Source organism: Neobacillus sp. PVCKKU3 (genome assembly GCF_058323225.1).
This window is the reverse complement of record NZ_JBLVQN010000008.1, coordinates 116,136-133,717: the sequence shown is the minus strand read 5'-3', so window position 1 is coordinate 133,717 and position 17,582 is coordinate 116,136. Positions and strand designations below refer to the sequence as shown.

The 17,582-nt window shown below is 40.5% G+C and carries 18 protein-coding genes; 16 read left to right on the top strand and 2 right to left on the bottom strand.

The features are described from left to right. Positions 1 to 15: 15 nt before the first annotated feature. From ACNQGS_RS07870 to ACNQGS_RS07820, 11 genes are all read left to right on the top strand, one after another. Complete coding sequence (locus ACNQGS_RS07870; protein WP_491486841.1) at positions 16 to 1,212, top strand: HpcH/HpaI aldolase/citrate lyase family protein; 1,197 nt, start codon at positions 16 to 18, stop codon at positions 1,210 to 1,212. Next, entirely contained in the window at positions 1,154 to 2,518 is a 1,365-nt protein-coding gene (locus tag ACNQGS_RS07865; protein WP_491486840.1) for a phosphoribosyltransferase family protein, read from the top strand. The genes ACNQGS_RS07870 and ACNQGS_RS07865 overlap by 59 nt, the downstream gene beginning before the upstream one ends. Further along, complete coding sequence (locus ACNQGS_RS07860; RefSeq protein ID WP_491486839.1) at positions 2,499 to 3,620, top strand: cysteine protease StiP family protein; 1,122 nt, start codon at positions 2,499 to 2,501, stop codon at positions 3,618 to 3,620. The genes ACNQGS_RS07865 and ACNQGS_RS07860 overlap by 20 nt, the downstream gene beginning before the upstream one ends. After that, positions 3,617 to 4,411, top strand: a complete 795-nt coding sequence (locus tag ACNQGS_RS07855) for an HAD family hydrolase (protein WP_491486838.1) — start codon at positions 3,617 to 3,619, stop codon at positions 4,409 to 4,411. Before ACNQGS_RS07860 ends, ACNQGS_RS07855 begins: the two co-directional genes overlap by 4 nt. Positions 4,412 to 4,874: 463 nt before the next feature. After that, the gene (locus ACNQGS_RS07850; protein ID WP_491486837.1) at positions 4,875 to 6,512 is read left to right on the top strand and encodes a YceG family protein; all 1,638 of its coding nucleotides are present in this window, start codon (positions 4,875 to 4,877) and stop codon (positions 6,510 to 6,512) included. A gap of 3 nt (positions 6,513 to 6,515) precedes the next feature. Continuing rightward, positions 6,516 to 7,622: a toxic anion resistance protein gene (locus ACNQGS_RS07845; RefSeq protein ID WP_491486836.1), complete on the top strand. Its 1,107-nt coding sequence runs from the start codon at positions 6,516 to 6,518 to the stop codon at positions 7,620 to 7,622. Positions 7,623 to 7,642: 20 nt separating this feature from the next. Beyond that, entirely contained in the window at positions 7,643 to 8,257 is a 615-nt protein-coding gene (locus tag ACNQGS_RS07840) for a TerD family protein (RefSeq protein WP_423798876.1), read from the top strand. A gap of 18 nt (positions 8,258 to 8,275) precedes the next feature. After that, entirely contained in the window at positions 8,276 to 8,854 is a 579-nt protein-coding gene (locus tag ACNQGS_RS07835; RefSeq protein WP_491486835.1) for a TerD family protein, read from the top strand. A 122-nt stretch (positions 8,855 to 8,976) separates the two neighbouring features. Further along, positions 8,977 to 9,672 carry an anthrax toxin lethal factor-related metalloendopeptidase gene (locus ACNQGS_RS07830; RefSeq protein WP_491486834.1) on the top strand — a complete coding sequence of 232 codons (696 nt, stop codon included), beginning with the start codon at positions 8,977 to 8,979 and terminating at the stop codon, positions 9,670 to 9,672. A gap of 62 nt (positions 9,673 to 9,734) precedes the next feature. Then, positions 9,735 to 10,529, top strand: coding sequence for a thymidylate synthase (locus tag ACNQGS_RS07825; protein ID WP_491486833.1), 795 nt, complete (start codon positions 9,735 to 9,737; stop codon positions 10,527 to 10,529). Then, positions 10,526 to 11,017 (top strand): dihydrofolate reductase, encoded by a 492-nt coding sequence (locus ACNQGS_RS07820; protein ID WP_491486832.1) that lies wholly within the window; start codon positions 10,526 to 10,528, stop codon positions 11,015 to 11,017. Before ACNQGS_RS07825 ends, ACNQGS_RS07820 begins: the two co-directional genes overlap by 4 nt. A 32-nt stretch (positions 11,018 to 11,049) precedes the next feature. On the opposite strand, the gene ACNQGS_RS07815 is transcribed toward ACNQGS_RS07820, so the two are convergent. After that, positions 11,050 to 11,283 (bottom strand): hypothetical protein, encoded by a 234-nt coding sequence (locus ACNQGS_RS07815; RefSeq protein WP_213145111.1) that lies wholly within the window; start codon positions 11,281 to 11,283, stop codon positions 11,050 to 11,052. A gap of 309 nt (positions 11,284 to 11,592) precedes the next feature. Here ACNQGS_RS07815 and ACNQGS_RS07810 point away from each other — a divergent pair, with 309 nt between their 5' ends. Then, positions 11,593 to 11,787, top strand: coding sequence for a twin-arginine translocase TatA/TatE family subunit (locus tag ACNQGS_RS07810; RefSeq protein ID WP_213145112.1), 195 nt, complete (start codon positions 11,593 to 11,595; stop codon positions 11,785 to 11,787). A gap of 107 nt (positions 11,788 to 11,894) precedes the next feature. Further along, positions 11,895 to 12,626, top strand: coding sequence for a twin-arginine translocase subunit TatC (tatC, locus tag ACNQGS_RS07805; RefSeq protein WP_491486831.1), 732 nt, complete (start codon positions 11,895 to 11,897; stop codon positions 12,624 to 12,626). A gap of 33 nt (positions 12,627 to 12,659) precedes the next feature. Here the strand turns inward: tatC and ACNQGS_RS07800 are convergent, their stop codons facing one another. Next, positions 12,660 to 13,559, bottom strand: a complete 900-nt coding sequence (locus ACNQGS_RS07800) for an MBL fold metallo-hydrolase (RefSeq protein WP_491486830.1) — start codon at positions 13,557 to 13,559, stop codon at positions 12,660 to 12,662. Positions 13,560 to 13,738: 179 nt separating this feature from the next. Between ACNQGS_RS07800 and ACNQGS_RS07795 the strand changes: the two genes are divergently transcribed. Genes ACNQGS_RS07795 through ACNQGS_RS07785 form a run of 3 tightly spaced genes read left to right on the top strand, consistent with a single transcriptional unit; the run spans position 13,739 to position 17,528 of the window. Next, complete coding sequence (locus ACNQGS_RS07795) at positions 13,739 to 15,253, top strand: spore germination protein (RefSeq protein WP_491486829.1); 1,515 nt, start codon at positions 13,739 to 13,741, stop codon at positions 15,251 to 15,253. A gap of 12 nt (positions 15,254 to 15,265) precedes the next feature. Further along, positions 15,266 to 16,387, top strand: a complete 1,122-nt coding sequence (locus ACNQGS_RS07790) for a GerAB/ArcD/ProY family transporter (protein WP_491486828.1) — start codon at positions 15,266 to 15,268, stop codon at positions 16,385 to 16,387. Beyond that, the gene (locus tag ACNQGS_RS07785; RefSeq protein WP_491486827.1) at positions 16,371 to 17,528 is read left to right on the top strand and encodes a Ger(x)C family spore germination protein; all 1,158 of its coding nucleotides are present in this window, start codon (positions 16,371 to 16,373) and stop codon (positions 17,526 to 17,528) included. The genes ACNQGS_RS07790 and ACNQGS_RS07785 overlap by 17 nt, the downstream gene beginning before the upstream one ends. Positions 17,529 to 17,582: the final 54 nt, after the last annotated feature.

Below are 17,582 nucleotides of genomic sequence, written 5' to 3'. Positions count from 1 at the left end.
AAAGAGGAGTGAAAAATGCGTTTTTTTACATATTTTTACGAAGATGAATTGATGCGGTATTTCTACAAAAGGCCTGAGGAATTTAATAAATATGCGGGTCGTGAGCTATTGTCCTATGGTCTGGGAGCAACCTTGTACATGCCTGCGGACCGCCCTGATTTTCATCAAGAAATCCTGTCAAAAAAGCTTTCCGGTTTAACATCTGTGGTTATTGATCTCGAAGATGCTGTAGGGGATAGCCGAGTTTTTGGTGCGGAGAGTTTGCTGATTGATGAACTGCAAAAATTATTCCGGGCACTGAACGAAGGGTTTATTAGTATCGAGGAGCTTCCATTGATGTTTGTGCGAGTTCGAAATCTAAAACAGCTGCAAACGGTTAAAGAGCGGCTGGAAGATGCTGTAAAACTATTAACTGGTGTTGTTCTTCCGAAATTTTCTTCGGAGAACGGGGCAGAGCTGTTACATGAGGTCCTGAAAATCCGTACCAACGAACATCCTTTTTATGCGATGCCGATTCTCGAAACGGGCAGGGTCTTACATAAGGAAACAAGGATGGAAGAGTTGGTAAGGATTAAACAAATAGTTGATCGATACAAGGAAATTGTTTTAAATATCCGTATCGGCGCAACTGACTTCTGTGGGCTGTACGGGATTCGCCGCAGTCCGGATACAACGGTTTACGATATTGCGATTTTAAGAGATTGCATATCAGATATCATTAATATTTTCGGGCGCATTGACAGTCCGTATGTTGTTTCTGGTCCAGTCTGGGAGTATTTTTCCGCTAAAAACAGAATGCTAAAACCGCAGCTAAGGCAAACTCCATTCCGTGAGCGGTTTGGGGATGAGGGGCTTCATTGGCGAAGGCGGTTAATCGAAGAAAATCTCGATGGACTGATGAGAGAAACCCTAATGGACATCGCCAACGGAATATCCGGAAAAACGGTGATTCATCCATCACACATAAAAATTGTTCAATCCCTAAATGTTGTCCCTTATGAGGAATATGTTGATGCATCAAATATAATCAAAGCGGCCACAGGGGAAATAGGTGTCATGAAAAGCGATTTTGCCAATAAAATGAATGAAATAAAGCCCCATCTCTACTGGGCAGAAAAAATAATGTTAAAATCACGGCTTTACGGGGTGTTACATGAAGAATTCACAAACATTGACCTTATCAAAAAAGAGGTATACATTTCCCATTCTTAATGCGATTGAGGTTACTATAAACATTACTGAAAATCCCTATGAGCTGCCGCCCGAAGAGCTCTTTACAATGGCAGCACGAATAAATAAGAAGCGGTCGTTTTTGTTTGTCAGCAAGGTACTAGGCAAGCATATTCCCGTTAAACCAAAAAGAAGTTTATTAACTGCAGCCCTGTTAGGCAGCCGGTTCATGGAGGTTGTGAAGGGATTAGACTGTGTGGAAAAGGAGCAAATGCTAAGAGCTTTTCTTCAGAATGAGGATTATATTCCCGCCCCATTTATCTTTGAAACTATCAATCCTGTCATAATCGGTTTTGCCGAAACAGCGACCGCCCTTGGGCACGCTTTCTTTGATTGTTTTAAGGAAGCGGACTTTTTTCATACTACCAGGGAGAATATCGATGGTCTGAATCCAGACATCACTTTTGAAGAAGAGCATTCCCATGCCACCTCGCATCGATGCTATGTTCCTCGTGAAATGATGGAAAATGACCGGGAAATTATCTTGGTCGATGATGAAATAACAACAGGGAAAACAGCACTTAATATAATTCGCTCCATACATGCCCGCTTTCCAAGGAAACTGTATACCGTGGTTTCTATCCTGGATTGGCGCTCGCCCGAAAACCGTCGGGATTTTGCCCGCCTAGAAAAGGAACTTGGTATTACCATTCATGTGATAAGTCTGTTAACTGGAGAGGTGTCGGTATCGCAATTCAAGGAGATTACACAAGGGACCAACGATGAGATGGAATCGAAGTATGAAGAGATGTCTGTTGAAAAATTAACACTATCTGCTCATTTTTGCAAAACTCCTTATCTTACAAGTAATGCCTTCTATTTGAAGGAAACGGGCCGTTTTGGCTTAGCGGCGGAAGAAAATAGCTTGCTTCAGCAAAAAGCAGAAGAAGCAGCGGGGATTTTAAAGGAATTAAGAACCGGAGAGAAAACCCTTTGCCTTGGAACAGGGGAATTTATGTATGTGCCGATGCGAATTTCCGCTTTAATGGGGAGCGGTATTTCCTTTCAGTCAACAACTAGAAGCCCCGTACATATTGAAAATCAGGATGGTTACGGAGCAAAATTCGGAGTCGCTTTTCCTAACCCGGAGGATCATGATATTCCTTATTTTGTGTATAATATCCCACCTGGCCATTACGATGAATTATTTGTTTTTTTTGAAAGAGAAATAGACTCTGAGAGTCTTCTTCCATTTCTAAAGGAATTGCAAAAGACGCAAATTCCTTCGCTAAAGCTTGTCTTTTTCTCTGATGCAGGAGGTGATGGTCATGTATCAAGCAAAAAGTAAACCTGCCGAGATTGGTACTTACAGTCCGGATGATTGTTTATTTCTGTTAAAGGATTTAAGCAAGATTAAGCTTGAGGACTCTACAGAAAACAGGGAGTTGAAAATTCAAACAGGGGGCCATTACAGTGAATCTCTGCCGATTGAGTACCAACCGCCTAAAGACTATGTAGAGCTGTTTTGGAATACATTACACGAATATAAACATAAGGTGGCCTTATGCATCGGTGTTGCTGCTGAGCAGATTTTTTCATTAAAAGGAAAAGATACAGTGCTGGTTTCTTTGGCAAGGGCGGGAACACCTGTCGGCATATTAATAAAAAGATATATCCAAAAACGCTATAATGTGTCACTGCCGCATTACAGTATTTCTATTATTCGCGACCGTGGCATTGATGAAAATGCGATTGCCTATATTTTGGGTGAACATCCTGAAGGAAGGATTCAATTTGTCGACGGCTGGACAGGAAAGGGAGCTATTTCGTTGGAGTTGACAAAGGCATGCCGTCAATTTGAAGAAAAATATGGAATCAGGCTTGATGATACGCTTGCCGTCCTAGCTGATCCCGGCTATTGTACGAGCGTTTTTGGGACGAGGGAAGATTTTCTTATCCCCAGCGCTTGTTTAAATTCAACTGTATCGGGGCTGGTAAGTCGGACGGTGCTAAATAATACCTATATCGGAAAAAATGATTTTCATGGTGCCAAATTTTACAAAGAGTTGACGGATGCTGACGTGTCCAACACCTTTATTGACATTATTGACGGCGAGTTTGCCGGAATTTCGGAGCAAGCAAGCGGTATCGCAGTGCAACGGTTAAATGAGAATATTACGGCTGACTTTCTCGGGATGCAGGCTGTCCAAAAAATCCAAGCCGAATTTGGGATTGAAAATACCCATCATATTAAACCTGGCGTAGGAGAAACCACCAGGGTGCTGTTAAGAAGGGTTCCTTGGAAAATATTAATGCGCGACAAAACAAGCCCATTTGTTAAGCATATCCTAATGCTCGCTGAAGAAAAGGGAGTCGAGGTTATCGAGTATCCGGATATTCATTATCTTTGCTGCGGCATCATTAAATCTGTTAAGGGGAACCAGCCATGATATTTGCATCTGACCTAGACCGGACGATTATCTACTCCACAAGGGCGGTTGAAGAACTAGGCGGTCCAAATATAATAGAATTAAAGCCGGTTGAACGAAGGGACGGGATGTGGATGGCCTACATGACGGAACCTTCGTATCAGGTACTTACTGAACTTTCGCGTTCAAGCCTTTTTGTCCCCGTGACAACTAGAACAACAGAACAATATAAGCGTTTTGTTATTTTTGATGAAAGCATTCACCTTCCCTATGCAATTACGACAAATGGTGCTGTGATCATGTATCAGGGGAAACCACTTCCAGAATGGGACGACCATATTTCCAAGGCGATTGATGAAGAGTCTACCGTGCCAGAGGAATTACGTTCTACTATAAGAAGAGAAGGGATTGAGCTAAACGGGCGGTTAAAGCAGGTGGGAAACCTATTTTTCTACTATATTCTAGATTGTTTCCCAACCATCGATGAAATAGCAATGTTAAGGGCATTGGCCGCCCAGCTCGGATGGAGAATTTCCCTGCAGGGGAGAAAGCTTTATTGTTTACCAAGTGCGATTAGAAAAGGTGCGGCCCTGGAATTTATTTGCCACCGAGAACAGAAGAAAGCGGTTGCAGGGGCAGGCGACTCCATCCTTGATTTGGATTTCCTTGAAATCTGCCAGCACCGCCTTGTTCCAGGGCATGGTGAACTGGCGAAAATGTCCGATACCGAGGGCCTTACCTTTACAAATCAAACGGGGGTCCAAGCCGGTGAGGAAATTTTGCAGATATTTTTAAAACTACTTAAAGGTTAGTTTTTATCCCCCTCCGAAAACCTGCTGATTATGAAGTAAATACTGGAAAATATTCCGTAGGATCCAGCCAAGAACAAAATGGATATGACAAAGGATTGGAACACTGGTCCTAGGAGGAGCGTAAAAATTAAACTGAATACAAATAAATCAAGATATATAAAAAGGTCTGAGGCCATGACCTCCATTACAGTTTCCAGTTCCTCCTGCAGCATGTTTATATGCGGCCGTTTAAATAAAGATCTCATGAAGTCACCTACTTTAGTGTGAGTATTCAAATATATGTAGGGACAAGGATAAAGGTGAAAACGCAAGAATTGTGTCCAATTACGAAACATTTATTGACTTCATTCGTATAAACAAATGAACCATTTTGCTAACTGTGTTATGATGATATTGATGAGGGAATCTTACATAATTTGCTAACGAAGAATAAAAGCTTTTGCTTCAAAGGAAGGGACTTTCGATGCATCCACCTTTAAATCATTTAAATCCCCGGCCTTTAGCCCTTTCATATGAAAATTGGCTCGGCATGCTCCAAAAGATGCTGCCCGAGCGACCCAATTTTTCAATCGAGAATGGGACCATTCAAATCGGCCAAGTTGTCGGGATTTTCCTTGGAATACCATTTGACACAGATGAATATTATAATCAGCTTTTCGAATACGTCCATACGCCAGATTTAAATTTACACTTATTAAGTGACGATTCTCTCGATAAATCCATTAACAATGCCCACTTCCAATCCATCCAAAAGGTGATTAACATTAATCAGGAACAAAAGCTGTCGATTAACCGTTTCACCGCTTTTTTGGAGGGGGAACAGCTGTTATTAAAATCAAAAGACCCGGTCATTCATCGGAAATTGCGGGAAGCAATGATTACTACCCTTGAATTATTTGACTTCCTTGAAAGGGAAGGAATCAAAAATCCGGACCTGAGGCGTGTTCTTGTTGATATCGTAAAATGGACCATCAATCATCTTCGGCCGGCACTCAAAGCAGCAGACCCGCAAAGGGAAATGCCGAGGTTTTTATGGTATGGCGATTTCAAAAAGAGTCATCAGTATTTTCTATTTTATTTAATCCAGCTTGGCTGTGACATTATCTTTTTCCATCCAGAAGGCAAGAATGCTTTAGAAGGGCTGCTTAAGGAGTCCGTTTTTACTCATCAATTTGAGCAAAACCTTCCGGCCGAGCTCTTTCCTACTGAAAAGCGGACCCGAAAAGCAACCGTTGCTTACCGGGCCTCCAAAGAAATTGAAAACATTCTTAATCAGGAAGGGTCAGGTCTTTACAAGCCTTGGCAGCTAAGGGACTATACTCCTTCTTCAATCACGCTTCGAACTACTTATGATGAGCTATTCATTCTCAGTAAAGAAGCGGCAATGATTCGCCCTGATTTTGAAGTAAGGGATGGAAAAGTTCAGATTCCGTCACTCTTTGCCAAAATACAAGGTGTCAGCAAAAACAGAAAAGAATATTGGGACCGCCTTCATTCGTTAAGTCAATTGGAAAATACGCTGCTTATCCGCAGGCTCCCAATGACCATCCCTAGCACTAGTGATTTTCGGTTTCATTATCGAAACGCGCTCAGCAAAGATGGTTTGGTCGTTCCGGAAAAAATAATGCAGGCTCACTACTGGCCTTATTCCTTTTTGCCGGCAGGGCTGCAAAAAGGAATCGCGGCAGCGGTTAAAAAGTTGTGCGAAAAGCCGGATCTAAAGCCTTTGGCAATGGAAGGCATCGAGGAACTGAAAGTATTTCTCTTCACTCAGGCGATGTTTATGCCCAAGAACATTATTCAGCTAATCGAGAAATTTGATTACTCGCAGGAGGTCCCAAAATTAATCATTTTTAATAATGAAACAACAGGGATGCTGTCGCGGTCCGATGCGGTTTTACTGTTGCTCTTGAATCAATTTGGAATTGATATCATCCTTTACAATCCAACTGGACATAATGACATTGAAAATTACCTTGATTCAATTAATTTCGATATCCACTGGCTTGATGATATGGTTTTTGACATGGAATATAAAGAACCGTCTTTATTTAAAAAAGGTCTTTTTCATGGCATTTTAAAAAATTTAAGGGGAGATTAAAGCATGAATTTAACACCAAATCCATCCAGTGATGTTACCCCTCAGCCTGCAGAGGACATGCTGACGGAAAAAAAAGTCTCAGACATTAAGCTTGCCCTTCGCAAGGAACCGGAAATCCAAAACCTTGCTAGTTCGATTGACGAACGCGACCAAATTCAGGTACTTGAATTCGGAAAAGAACCTGCCGTGCAAATTTCCCGATTTTCTGACCAAATCTTAAGCAACATGCGGACAACTAAAGTGGAGGATTCCGGTGAACTGTTAAAACAGCTTGGACGCATTATGGATAAATTCGATCCGAAGGATTTTCAAAAGTCCTCAGGAGGCTTGTTCTCTAAACTTTTTAAAAAGGGCGAAAAAGTGGTTGAAAAGCTGTTTGGCAAATATCAGACGATGGGCTCGGAAATTGACAAGGTGTATGTGGAAATATCCAAGTACCGTTCTGAAATGGTTGATTCCACCAACATGCTTGAGTCCATGTACGAGCAAAACTACCAATATTATTTAACGCTTGAGAAATATGTGGTTGCCGGCGAATTGAAGGTTGAGGATTTAAAAAATAATCAGTTGCCACAGCTTGAAGCCCGTGCTGCTTCTGGTGATCAGCTTGCTTCCATGCAGCTGGATTCATTAAAGAATGCCATCGAATTATTGGAGCAGCGGATTTACGATTTGGAAATGGCGAAAATGGTTGCCCTGCAAACGGCGCCGCAAATCCGTATGCTGCAGCGTGGAAATACGAAATTAATTGGAAAAATCAATTCTGCTTTTGTAACCACGATCCCGATTTTTAAAAATGGCTTAATCCAGGCAGTGGCCGCCAAAAGGCAAAAGCTAGTTGCTGATTCGATGAGCGAGCTTGACCGACGTACCAATGAGATGCTGCTCAGAAACGCCCAGAATATTTCGCAGCAAAGTGCCGATATTGCAAGGCTTGCAGGAGGCCCAAGCATTAAAATCGAAACGATTGAAGAATCTTGGAATATCATTCTCAAAGGCCTGCAGGAAACAAAGGCCATTGAAGAGGAAAATAGACGTCTGCGCCAGGAAGGCACAAGACGATTGGAGCAGCTGCAGGATAATTTTAAGAAAATAAAACAGCAATACTAAAATTTTATGAGGTGATAGACATGGCAATTAATTTACAAAAAGGACAAAGAGTTGACTTAACAAAAGGCAACCCTGGTTTGACTAAAATTGTGGTAGGATTGGGCTGGGATCCAGTTCAAAGCAGCGGCGGAGGAGGCGGCTTCTTCGGTTCTTTGTTTGGCGGCGGCAGTGCCCCGAATGTTGACTGTGATGCTTCCGTTATTATGTTAGGTGCGGGTGACCGCCTGCAGAATAACAAAGATGTTATTTACTTTGGAAATTTAAAGAGCGCTGACGGATCTGTCCAGCACTCCGGCGACAATTTAACTGGCGATGGAGACGGCGACGATGAGCAGGTCATGATTGATTTAAGCAGGGTCCCTTCGAATATTGAGAAGCTTGTTTTCGTGGTAAATATTTATGACTGCGTGAAGCGGAAGCAGCACTTTGGGATGATCCGCAATGCCTTTATTAGAGTCGTGAATCCGGGCAATCATCAAGAATTAATTCATTATAATTTGACTGATGACTACAGTGGCAGAACTTGCTTAGTAACAGGTGAAATCTACCGCCACGGGAATGAGTGGAAGTTTGCTGCTATCGGCAGCGGCACCAACGCTGCTTCCTTGAGTGAAGTTGTTCGTTCCTATAGCTAATTTTGTGAGGTGGTACTTGTGGGAATTAACTTAGCAAAAGGTCAAAGAATTGATCTGACAAAAACCAATCCTGGCTTAACCAAAGTGATTATCGGCCTTGGCTGGGATACGAACCGCTATCATGGCGGCCACGATTTTGACTTGGATGCATCAGCATTCTTAACGGATGCAAACAGCCGGGTCACTAATGATATGGATTTTGTCTTTTATAATAATTTAACCGATCCTTCAGGGGCGGTTGAGCACACAGGCGACAACCGAACCGGTGAAGGCGATGGCGATGATGAGCAAATAAAGATTGATTTCAGCAAGGTACCTGCCCACGTCCATCGCATTGCGATTACTGTAACGATTCATGATGCTGAAATGCGAAATCAAAATTTTGGTCAAGTAAGCAACGCCTTTGCCCGTGTTGTCGATGAAGATACAGCCCGTGAAATCCTAAGGTTTGATCTTGGTGAAGACTTTTCCGTTGAAACTGCTGTCGTCATTTGCGAGCTGTACCGCCATAATGGCGATTGGAAATTCAATGCCGTAGGCAGTGGCTTTGCAGGCGGACTCGCTTCACTTTGCCGTAATTTCGGGCTGCAGGTATAGTATGAAAGGAAGCCGCCAGGGGATGTCCTGGCGGCTATTTTTTCCTTCCTAAAATGTACAAATATTTAAACCTATTTCCATGCTATAATCCTAGTAAAATACTTGCTAGATGAGGGATGAACATGCGTAAATGGGTTATATTTTTTTTGATTATCACCTTGTCCTTAGTTTCTGTAACGACATCAAAAGCCTCGATTAATGGCATGCGGATCACTGATTTTCCAAAAAATTCGCAGCTCTATGAATCTATTAAAATATCTCCTAATAATGTTAACCAAATTATTATTTTACCGCCGCAGCCTTTTGACGAAAAAGAGGCAGCAAAAATAATAAACAGGTTTGGTTCCTTACCGAAATCTATATTAAATAAAATATATCAAAATGGTATTAACCTAAAACTTTTTACCGAAAAGCTTACCGATAATCCAACAGCAAGGCAGCTAAAAGGAAAAATCCCACGGGGCTATCCGGCGAATACAACTTGGGATGATGTCCCTGGCATCGGCGGCGGGAAGGTCGTCTTGGTCAAGATTGGTGCTAGTGATAAAGGCAAAGGACACGGTTCCATCAACCTGGAACTGCATGAAATGGCGCACTCCATCGACCATATTATTTTAAATAATGTAAGCCAAACAAAGGAATTTAAAACACTGATGGAAAACGAGCACGAGCAATTGTTCCCGGGCAAAAGCTATTTTGAATACCCGGAAGAATATTTTGCTGAAGCCTTTTCGATGTATTTCTTAAATTCCGAATCAAAAGCACAATTAAAATGGAAAGCTCCGGAAACATACTATTTCTTCAAAAACCTTTTTTAACCGTCTGCTCTTTTTATGGTAAAATGAAAAAATATGAACAGCGATTAAGGGAGTGTAAAATTTTGAAACAATATCTAGACCTATGCAAGCATGTGCTTGAGCATGGAACAGTTAAGGGCGACCGCACAGGCACCGGAACGATCAGCACATTCGGCTATCAAATGAGGTTTAATTTAGAGGAAGGCTTTCCTCTTATGACAACTAAAAAACTTCATCTAAAATCCATTATTTATGAACTTTTATGGTTTTTAAATGGTGATACAAACGTTAAATACCTTCAGGATAACGGAGTTAGAATCTGGAATGAATGGGCCGATGAAAACGGCGAGCTGGGTCCAGTTTACGGTCATCAATGGCGTTCCTGGACAGGCGCCGACGGCCAAACGGTTGACCAAATCAGTGAGTTAATCGAGCAAATTAAAACGAATCCCAATTCCAGAAGATTAATTGTCAATGCGTGGAACGTGGCAGAAATTGATAAAATGGCTTTGCCTCCATGCCATTGTATGTTCCAATTTTATGTGGCGGATGGAAAATTATCCTGCCAGCTTTATCAGCGCTCAGCCGATGTGTTCCTTGGAGTGCCTTTCAATATTGCCTCCTATGCCATGCTGACAATGATGATTGCTCAGGTTTGCGGCTTAAAGCCAGGTGAGTTTGTCCATACTTTTGGGGATGTTCATATCTACCAAAATCATCTGGAGCAAGTAAAACTGCAGTTGGAAAGAGACCCGAGGCCATTGCCGCAATTAAAAATCAATCCGGAAGTTAAGGACATTTTTTTCTTCAAATTTGAGGACTTTACGTTAGAAAACTATGACCCGCATCCGCATATCAAAGGAGTCGTCAGCGTATGATTTCCTTTATTGTCGCAATGGACCAAAACCGGGTCATTGGCAAAAATAATCAGCTGCCATGGCACCTGCCTGAGGATTTAAAATTCTTTAAGCGAGTAACCATGGGGCATCCGATTGCAATGGGGCGTAAGACACATGAATCAATCGGCCGCGTCCTTCCAGGAAGGGAGAACATCATTATAACCAGGCAAACAGAATATCGGCCTGAGGAATGTACCGTCTTTACCTCCGTTGATGAATTCGTTCGCTATAGCAAAGAGCAAAATGGCGAAATTTTTGTCATCGGCGGGGCAGAAATTTTTAAAGAGACGTTCCCTTTTGCCGATCGTCTTTACATTACCTTTATTAATGAGGAATTTGCCGGTGACACGTTTTTTCCGGAATTCAACGAGAATGACTGGGTACTTGTTTCCTCCGAAAAAGGTACAAAGGATGAAAAAAATCCCTATGATTATGAATTTAGAATTTATAACCGAAGAGTGGTTTAAAAAACAAAAAGCATCAGCTGCGGCTGATGCTTTTAATATCCATTTAATTCATACTCTGATAGTTTTGCTAACATTCCTCGGAATTCGTGTGGATGGCAGAATTCTTCCTCATGGAAATGTGCCTTAATCCAAGCAATTAATTCTTTTGGACTGTTAAAATATTCACCGCTCCGATCACTTTTCCGAATGGTATACCTTCCATTGTCATCGTCAATTGTTACCTCGACTGGCAGGGCCCCGTCAAAACTAAAAAGAGAAAATTCCATCCCACTCACATCCTTTTTGTAAACTAAATTTTTCAAAAGTATATGTTTTAATGTACCAATTATATGCAAAATTCTAATAATTGTCAAAATATTTTAAAAATTCCATCTAAAAAAAGAACGTTGACTTCAATTGATCTTATTGTTAAATTTTTATAGAGTTGATATATTAAATGCGAAATATCACAGTTATGTTATTTTTAGTGGATATTGTGAATTTAATATGAATTATTGCAAATAATTATCCCAAAATGATTATTCAATACTATAATCATCTTAAGAGGTTACTTTATTTCAAAGGGGCTGTAAATTATGTTTTCTAATATTGGCGTACCGGGTTTAATCCTTATTTTAACACTTGCACTGATTATTTTTGGACCGAAAAAACTACCGGAAATTGGCCGTGCCTTTGGACAAACGTTAAAAGAATTCAAAAAGTCAACTCGTGAACTTACCGACGATGTAATGGAAGACATCAAGGAAGAAAAGGAAAAATTGAGCAAATAGGTGTAGGATTTTGTGTCTTGCACCTTTTTCTTCTCAGTTTTAAAACTATTATAACGAGAGAAAACTGGTTAATTAAGAACTACCATTGAAATTGGCAGGGGAAACACATGGAAGATAAAGAATTACAGTTAGTTGATCATTTAGAGGAATTACGAAAACGGATCATTATCTCGGCGCTGGCATTTGTGGTCTTTTTTATAGTCGGCTTTATTTATGTTGATGATATTTATAAATGGTTTGTCGGCAATACAAAGCTCTTGGTGCTCGGTCCAAGTGATATTATGTGGATTTATTTCATGCTCGCTGGAGTCGTCGCGATTGCAGGGACAATTCCAGTGCTGGCGCTGCAAATATGGCTGTTTGTCAAGCCTGCCTTGAAACCGATTGAAAGAAAAATTACGTTGTCATATGTTCCGGCCTTGTTTATTTTATTTATTGCTGGTCTTGCGTTTGGCTATTTTGCCATTTTTCCGATGGTTCTTAACTTTTTGGTGAACATTGGCCAAGATATGTTTGTGACCAATTTTACGGCTGAACGCTATTTCAGTTTTATCTTGAATATGACGCTGCCGTTTGGAGTGTTATTTGAACTACCAGTTGTGGTTATGTTTTTAACCTCACTTGGAATTATTAATCCATTTGTGCTGACAAAGGTTCGTAAATATGCTTATTTTGTATTAATTATCATCGCAGTTGTTATAACACCTCCAGATTTTATGTCTGATTTCGTCGTGACATTGCCGCTATTGCTTCTTTATGAAGTCAGCATTAATCTATCTAAATTTGTATATCGAAAAAAGCTGAAGAAAGAACAAGAAGAATTGGTAGAAGTTAATTAAAACAAATTAAAATAGAATGGTCTATGGACCATTCTATTTTAATTTAATAATGTCAGCTGCTTTTTCTTCAACTGAATAACCAAGTCGCCTTAGGTGCTTGCGGATGCCGCTTCGCTCCCATGTATTTAGAAGTGGATTGGCAAGAGAACTTTTGGGATAAAATATCCCAATTTTGGTCATTTCTTCAAAACTCAAACCCTGCTGGATATAGTCTTCGATTATCTCATCCCGGCGATTAATCACCGCAAGGAATTTATCCATGGCTTCTGTAAACTCCGCTTTCGTAAAAATCCCTTTTTGATGGCCTGTAATGTAAGTATCGGCATCGAGAGACAGAAGTCGTTTGCCTGAATTGATGAAATCTTCAATATTACCATCAGTCCCGTTATACCATGGACCAAAGGTGGTCATATCATAATCGCCAGCAAACACGACCCCGAGCTCCGGAAAGTATGGGCAGGCCAGGCCGCTTGTATGTCCGGGAGTATGCAAAAACACTACTTTTACATCATCAAATACATATTCGGTCTCGTATTCATATGTTCCTGTAAAACCCCCAAGATTTTGAACCCATTCCTGCGGAAGAGTTTTTTTCCATGCTTCCACACCTTTATTACCCCACTCTTGAAAGACTCCATTGGCATGAGCAATTCCTTCCACTGACCTAGATGTTTCAAATTCTATCTTATTTATAAGTTTGGTCGCATCTCGGAACAGGTGATTATGTAGTGTATGGTCAGGATGGTAATGGGTATTAATGATGAGATCAATTCCTTTTTCGTGGTCCAGTTCAAGAAGTGCTTTTGCCTCTGCTCCACTGTCAATTAGCACCTTTTCCTCGCAGTCGATATACAAGCTCCGTGAGAAAGGGACTTTGCTGCTATTTGGACCTTCCACTATGATAATAGGGCCAATTCGATTCAATGAGTTCACTCTCCTTTTCTATCTATTTGAAAATTCATAATTTTCGACGATGAATGAATACTCATTCATAATACCACAATATTTTGTTCTTCTCAAAATTTTTTTTATCATTCAGACTGCTTTGGAATTTGGGTAAAAAATAATTATTTGGAAAAAATAAGCTAAACTGACAACAATAGGTGCTGAATATGTTCAAATGGAAAAAAGAGAGTAAGTCACAGGAAGAACTTAAAGCCCATAGCTTATATATCGATGAATTAAAAGAGCAATTAAAAAACGAACTCCTTTATTCGGATATTACCTTTCGTCATCTGAAGAAAAACGGGAATAGAATCGTCTTTTGTTTTTTAGAAAGCCTGATTGACAAGAGTAGCTTGGATGAATTTATTCTTGCCCCGATTCAAAATAATGAGAAGATTGAATGGTCTGTCCAAGGATTCACGCAGGTTCTGCCATTATCGGTCTTAACAGTAACCAATCAACTCAGTGAAATTATCAGCGGGCTGATTGAAGGTAATGTTTATATGTATGTGGAAGGGGACCCGTATGGTCTATTAACAAATCTCAGCAAGACGGTTGAACGTGGAGTGGAGAAGCCAGAAACGGAATCAAACGTTTATGGCCCGAAGATTTCGTTTACGGAATCCCTCGTCAGCAACATGAATATCTTAAGAAACAATTTAAAGGACCCAAACCTTTGTATGCAGGACCTTGTAGTGGGAAAAAGGGTGAAAACAAAAGCGAAACTCGTTTACATACAGGGAATTGCCGATGAGGAACTTGTCACCACCTTAAAACAAAGGATCAGTGAGCTTGAAATAGATTATGTCCCCGGTAACACCGTTCTTGGACATTTGATTGAAAACAACAGCTGGAGCGTATTTCCACAGTTGATGACGACTGAGCTTCCGGACCGGATATCAATTGCTCTATACAGGGGCAAAGTGGCTGTTCTAATGGACCGAAGTCCAGATTGCCTTTATGGTCCAACAACCTTTTTCTCCTATTTTGAGTCTACCGAAGATGTTTATATGCGGTGGAATATGGGGCTGTTCTTACGGGTCTTGCGATTGACGGCGCTTTTTTTATCGGTCCTTTTGACGCCTGCCTATGTTGCGGTTCTGACCTATCATTATGAAGTTATACCGTCCCCCATGCTGGTTACATTGGGTGAGTCAAGGTCAAAGGTACCCTTTCCACCGGTCTTTGAAACATTGCTGCTAGAGTTTGTCATAGAGCTGCTTCGCGAGGCCGGTGCCAGGCTGCCAACAAAAGTAGGTCAGACCATCGGTATCGTGGGTGGTATTGTCATCGGACAGGCAGCCGTTCAGGCCGGTTTTACCAGTAACATCTTAATTATTATGATTGCATTAAGTGCTCTCGGGTCCTTTACAACCCCAAGTTATTTAATGGGTACGGCAATCAGAATGATTCGTTTTCCAATTATCATTATTGCTGGTATTTGGGGCGGAATTGGGATTATGGTTGCATTTTGTTTTTTTATCATTCATTTGCTAAGACTGGAAACACTGGGCAAACCATATCTTTCGCCAGTTTATCCTTTACAATGGCGAGATCTAGGATATAGTTTTTTCCTTGTTCCCTATCAATATCTTGCCAAACGTCCTCAGACCAATAAACCAGTAGACAAAGAGCGTTTTTCAGAAAAAAAAGCAAAGCTAAAAAAAGATATAGATGAATAGAGGGCGATGTCAATGGAGGTGAATGTTAAGCCAAGAGATGGATTGCAGGTTCATGCATTCCTGCTCATATTTATTATTCACTCCACCCAAATTGGTGTAGGACTTGTAGGCCTGCCAAGAATTGTTTATTTAGATGCAGGCCATGACGGCTGGATTTCGGTTTTCTTAGCTGGGGTGCTGGGAGGCGTGTCTTTGTGGTTCATGGTAAAAATGCTTAGTCAATATGACAGCGCCGATTTATATGGCATTCATGCCGATGTATTCGGAAAATGGTTGGGGAATTTTCTCAGTTTGGTTTATATGGGTTATTTAGCTGCCGCCTTTTTTGTAATTTATATGAATTACATAGAAATCGTTCAAGTGTGGATTTTTCCAAACCTTCCAACCTGGCAGCTTGGGTTAGTGTTGATTCTGCTTTCTGCCTACGCTATTTATGGAGGAATTAAGGTTGTTGTAGGAACCGCCTTCTTGTCAGTGATGGGGACGCTTTGGATGGTTTTCGTCCTATTTGTTCCTTTAAAACATTCGGAAATTAATCATATATTTCCGATATTAGATGCCGATATAGAACAAATTCTTAAAGGAGCTCACAATTCCTCCTTATCAATGATGGGGATGGAAATAGTCCTATTTGTTTACCCATATATAAAAGAAAAACAAAAAACTCAAATTTTCTCCCAAATAGGTAATGCATATACAGCCTTTATTTTTACACTTGTTACGTTTGTCTCGATAATTTATTATGCTGGTGGAAGTTTAGAACAAACCATTTGGCCTGTTATATCGTTGTTCAAAATAGTCCGCCTTCCCAATTTGGAAAGGTTCGAAATTATCGCTGTTTCTTTTTGGATGCTCATTATTCTGCCTAATTTGTGTATTTATTTGTGGGCAGCCTCGAAAGGTTTCTCACGTATATTTGCTGGAAAGCAAAAATGGGGGCTTTGGATTCTTGCCAGTTTAATCTTTGTATCTTCATTTTTTGTCAAAGCAAGATACCAAATGAATCTGATTTCAGATATAATCGGAAAATTCGGTTTTTATGCTGCAGTTTGTTACCCGATTCTTTTATATTTCATTGTTTCTGCCAAAAACAAGTTTTTTAGGGGGAAGAACAATCATGCCAAAGGGTCCTAAATGGAAAACCGCTATATTGATGATTGCTAGCACGCTTTGTTTATCTGGATGCGTGGAGGCAAGGCAATTAGAGAAATTAGGACTGATTACGGCTGTTAGCTATGATTTGGATGGGAAGAACACAATCAAGGGGACAGTGGTTGTTCATAAATTTGATGCACTGGCGAAGAATGTCACAAAGGTTATTTCAGTAGAAGCCCATACGAGTAAAACTTTACGACAGAAACAAAATCTTCGTTCTGACCAAAGGCTTGTATCAGGGCAGCTGCGCTGTGTCGTGTACAGCAAGGAGCTTGCCGAGAAAGGAATTGTGCAGCTTGTTGATACGCTCAACCGTGACCCAACTATCGGGAATATGGTTTTTTTGACGATTGCAGAGGATGAAGCTTTTTCTATCATTAATGTGGGTAAGAACAATGAAAAGCAAAATTTCGGTACTTATTTGTATAATTTAATTAGGCAAAATGTCCAAAGTGAGCAGATGCTCGAACCAACCCTGCAGGAGTTTAATCACAGTTACCAAGATAATGGTAAAGACCCGGTTTTACCTCTTCTTAAAGTAGAGAGTGGCGATGTGGCCGTTGCGGGAACAGCACTTTTCAAGGATGACATGCTTGTAACAATATTGCCAACTAATAAGCTTTTTTTCTTGAAAATTTTAGCGGATAAATATAAATCCGGTACCAAAGAATTAGGTTTTAATCGAGCGGACTTCAAGAGTATTTTTAAGGAAGAAGAGGGGCGGAGTTTTCGGACGGTATACAATAAATTATTTCTAACTATCGATAATATCCGAAGTCATACCAAAATAAAATTAGTGGATAAGAAAAACCTTCGATTTAGAATTGAGATTAAATTTGCTTCGAGGCTGTTGGAATCAACAGAGCCTCTCGAATTGACAAGCGCCAAAAATATTAAATTCATCGAGGGGCAGATAGAAAAGAAAATGGAAAAGGAAATATACGATTTGCTTGTTTTTTTTCAAGAGAAAGAAGTAGACCCGGTCGGTATAGGAAATGAGTATATTACACATATACGCGGGAATGAAGTTACTTCAAAAGATTGGAGAAGTATTTATAAAAATGCTAAATTTGAAGTGCATGTGAAAACTACCATTGTAAAAACGGGAGTAATAGATTAAACTACGCTTTTCCTTTCCTCTTTTTTAAAACTTTGTTAAACTATTCACGGATGG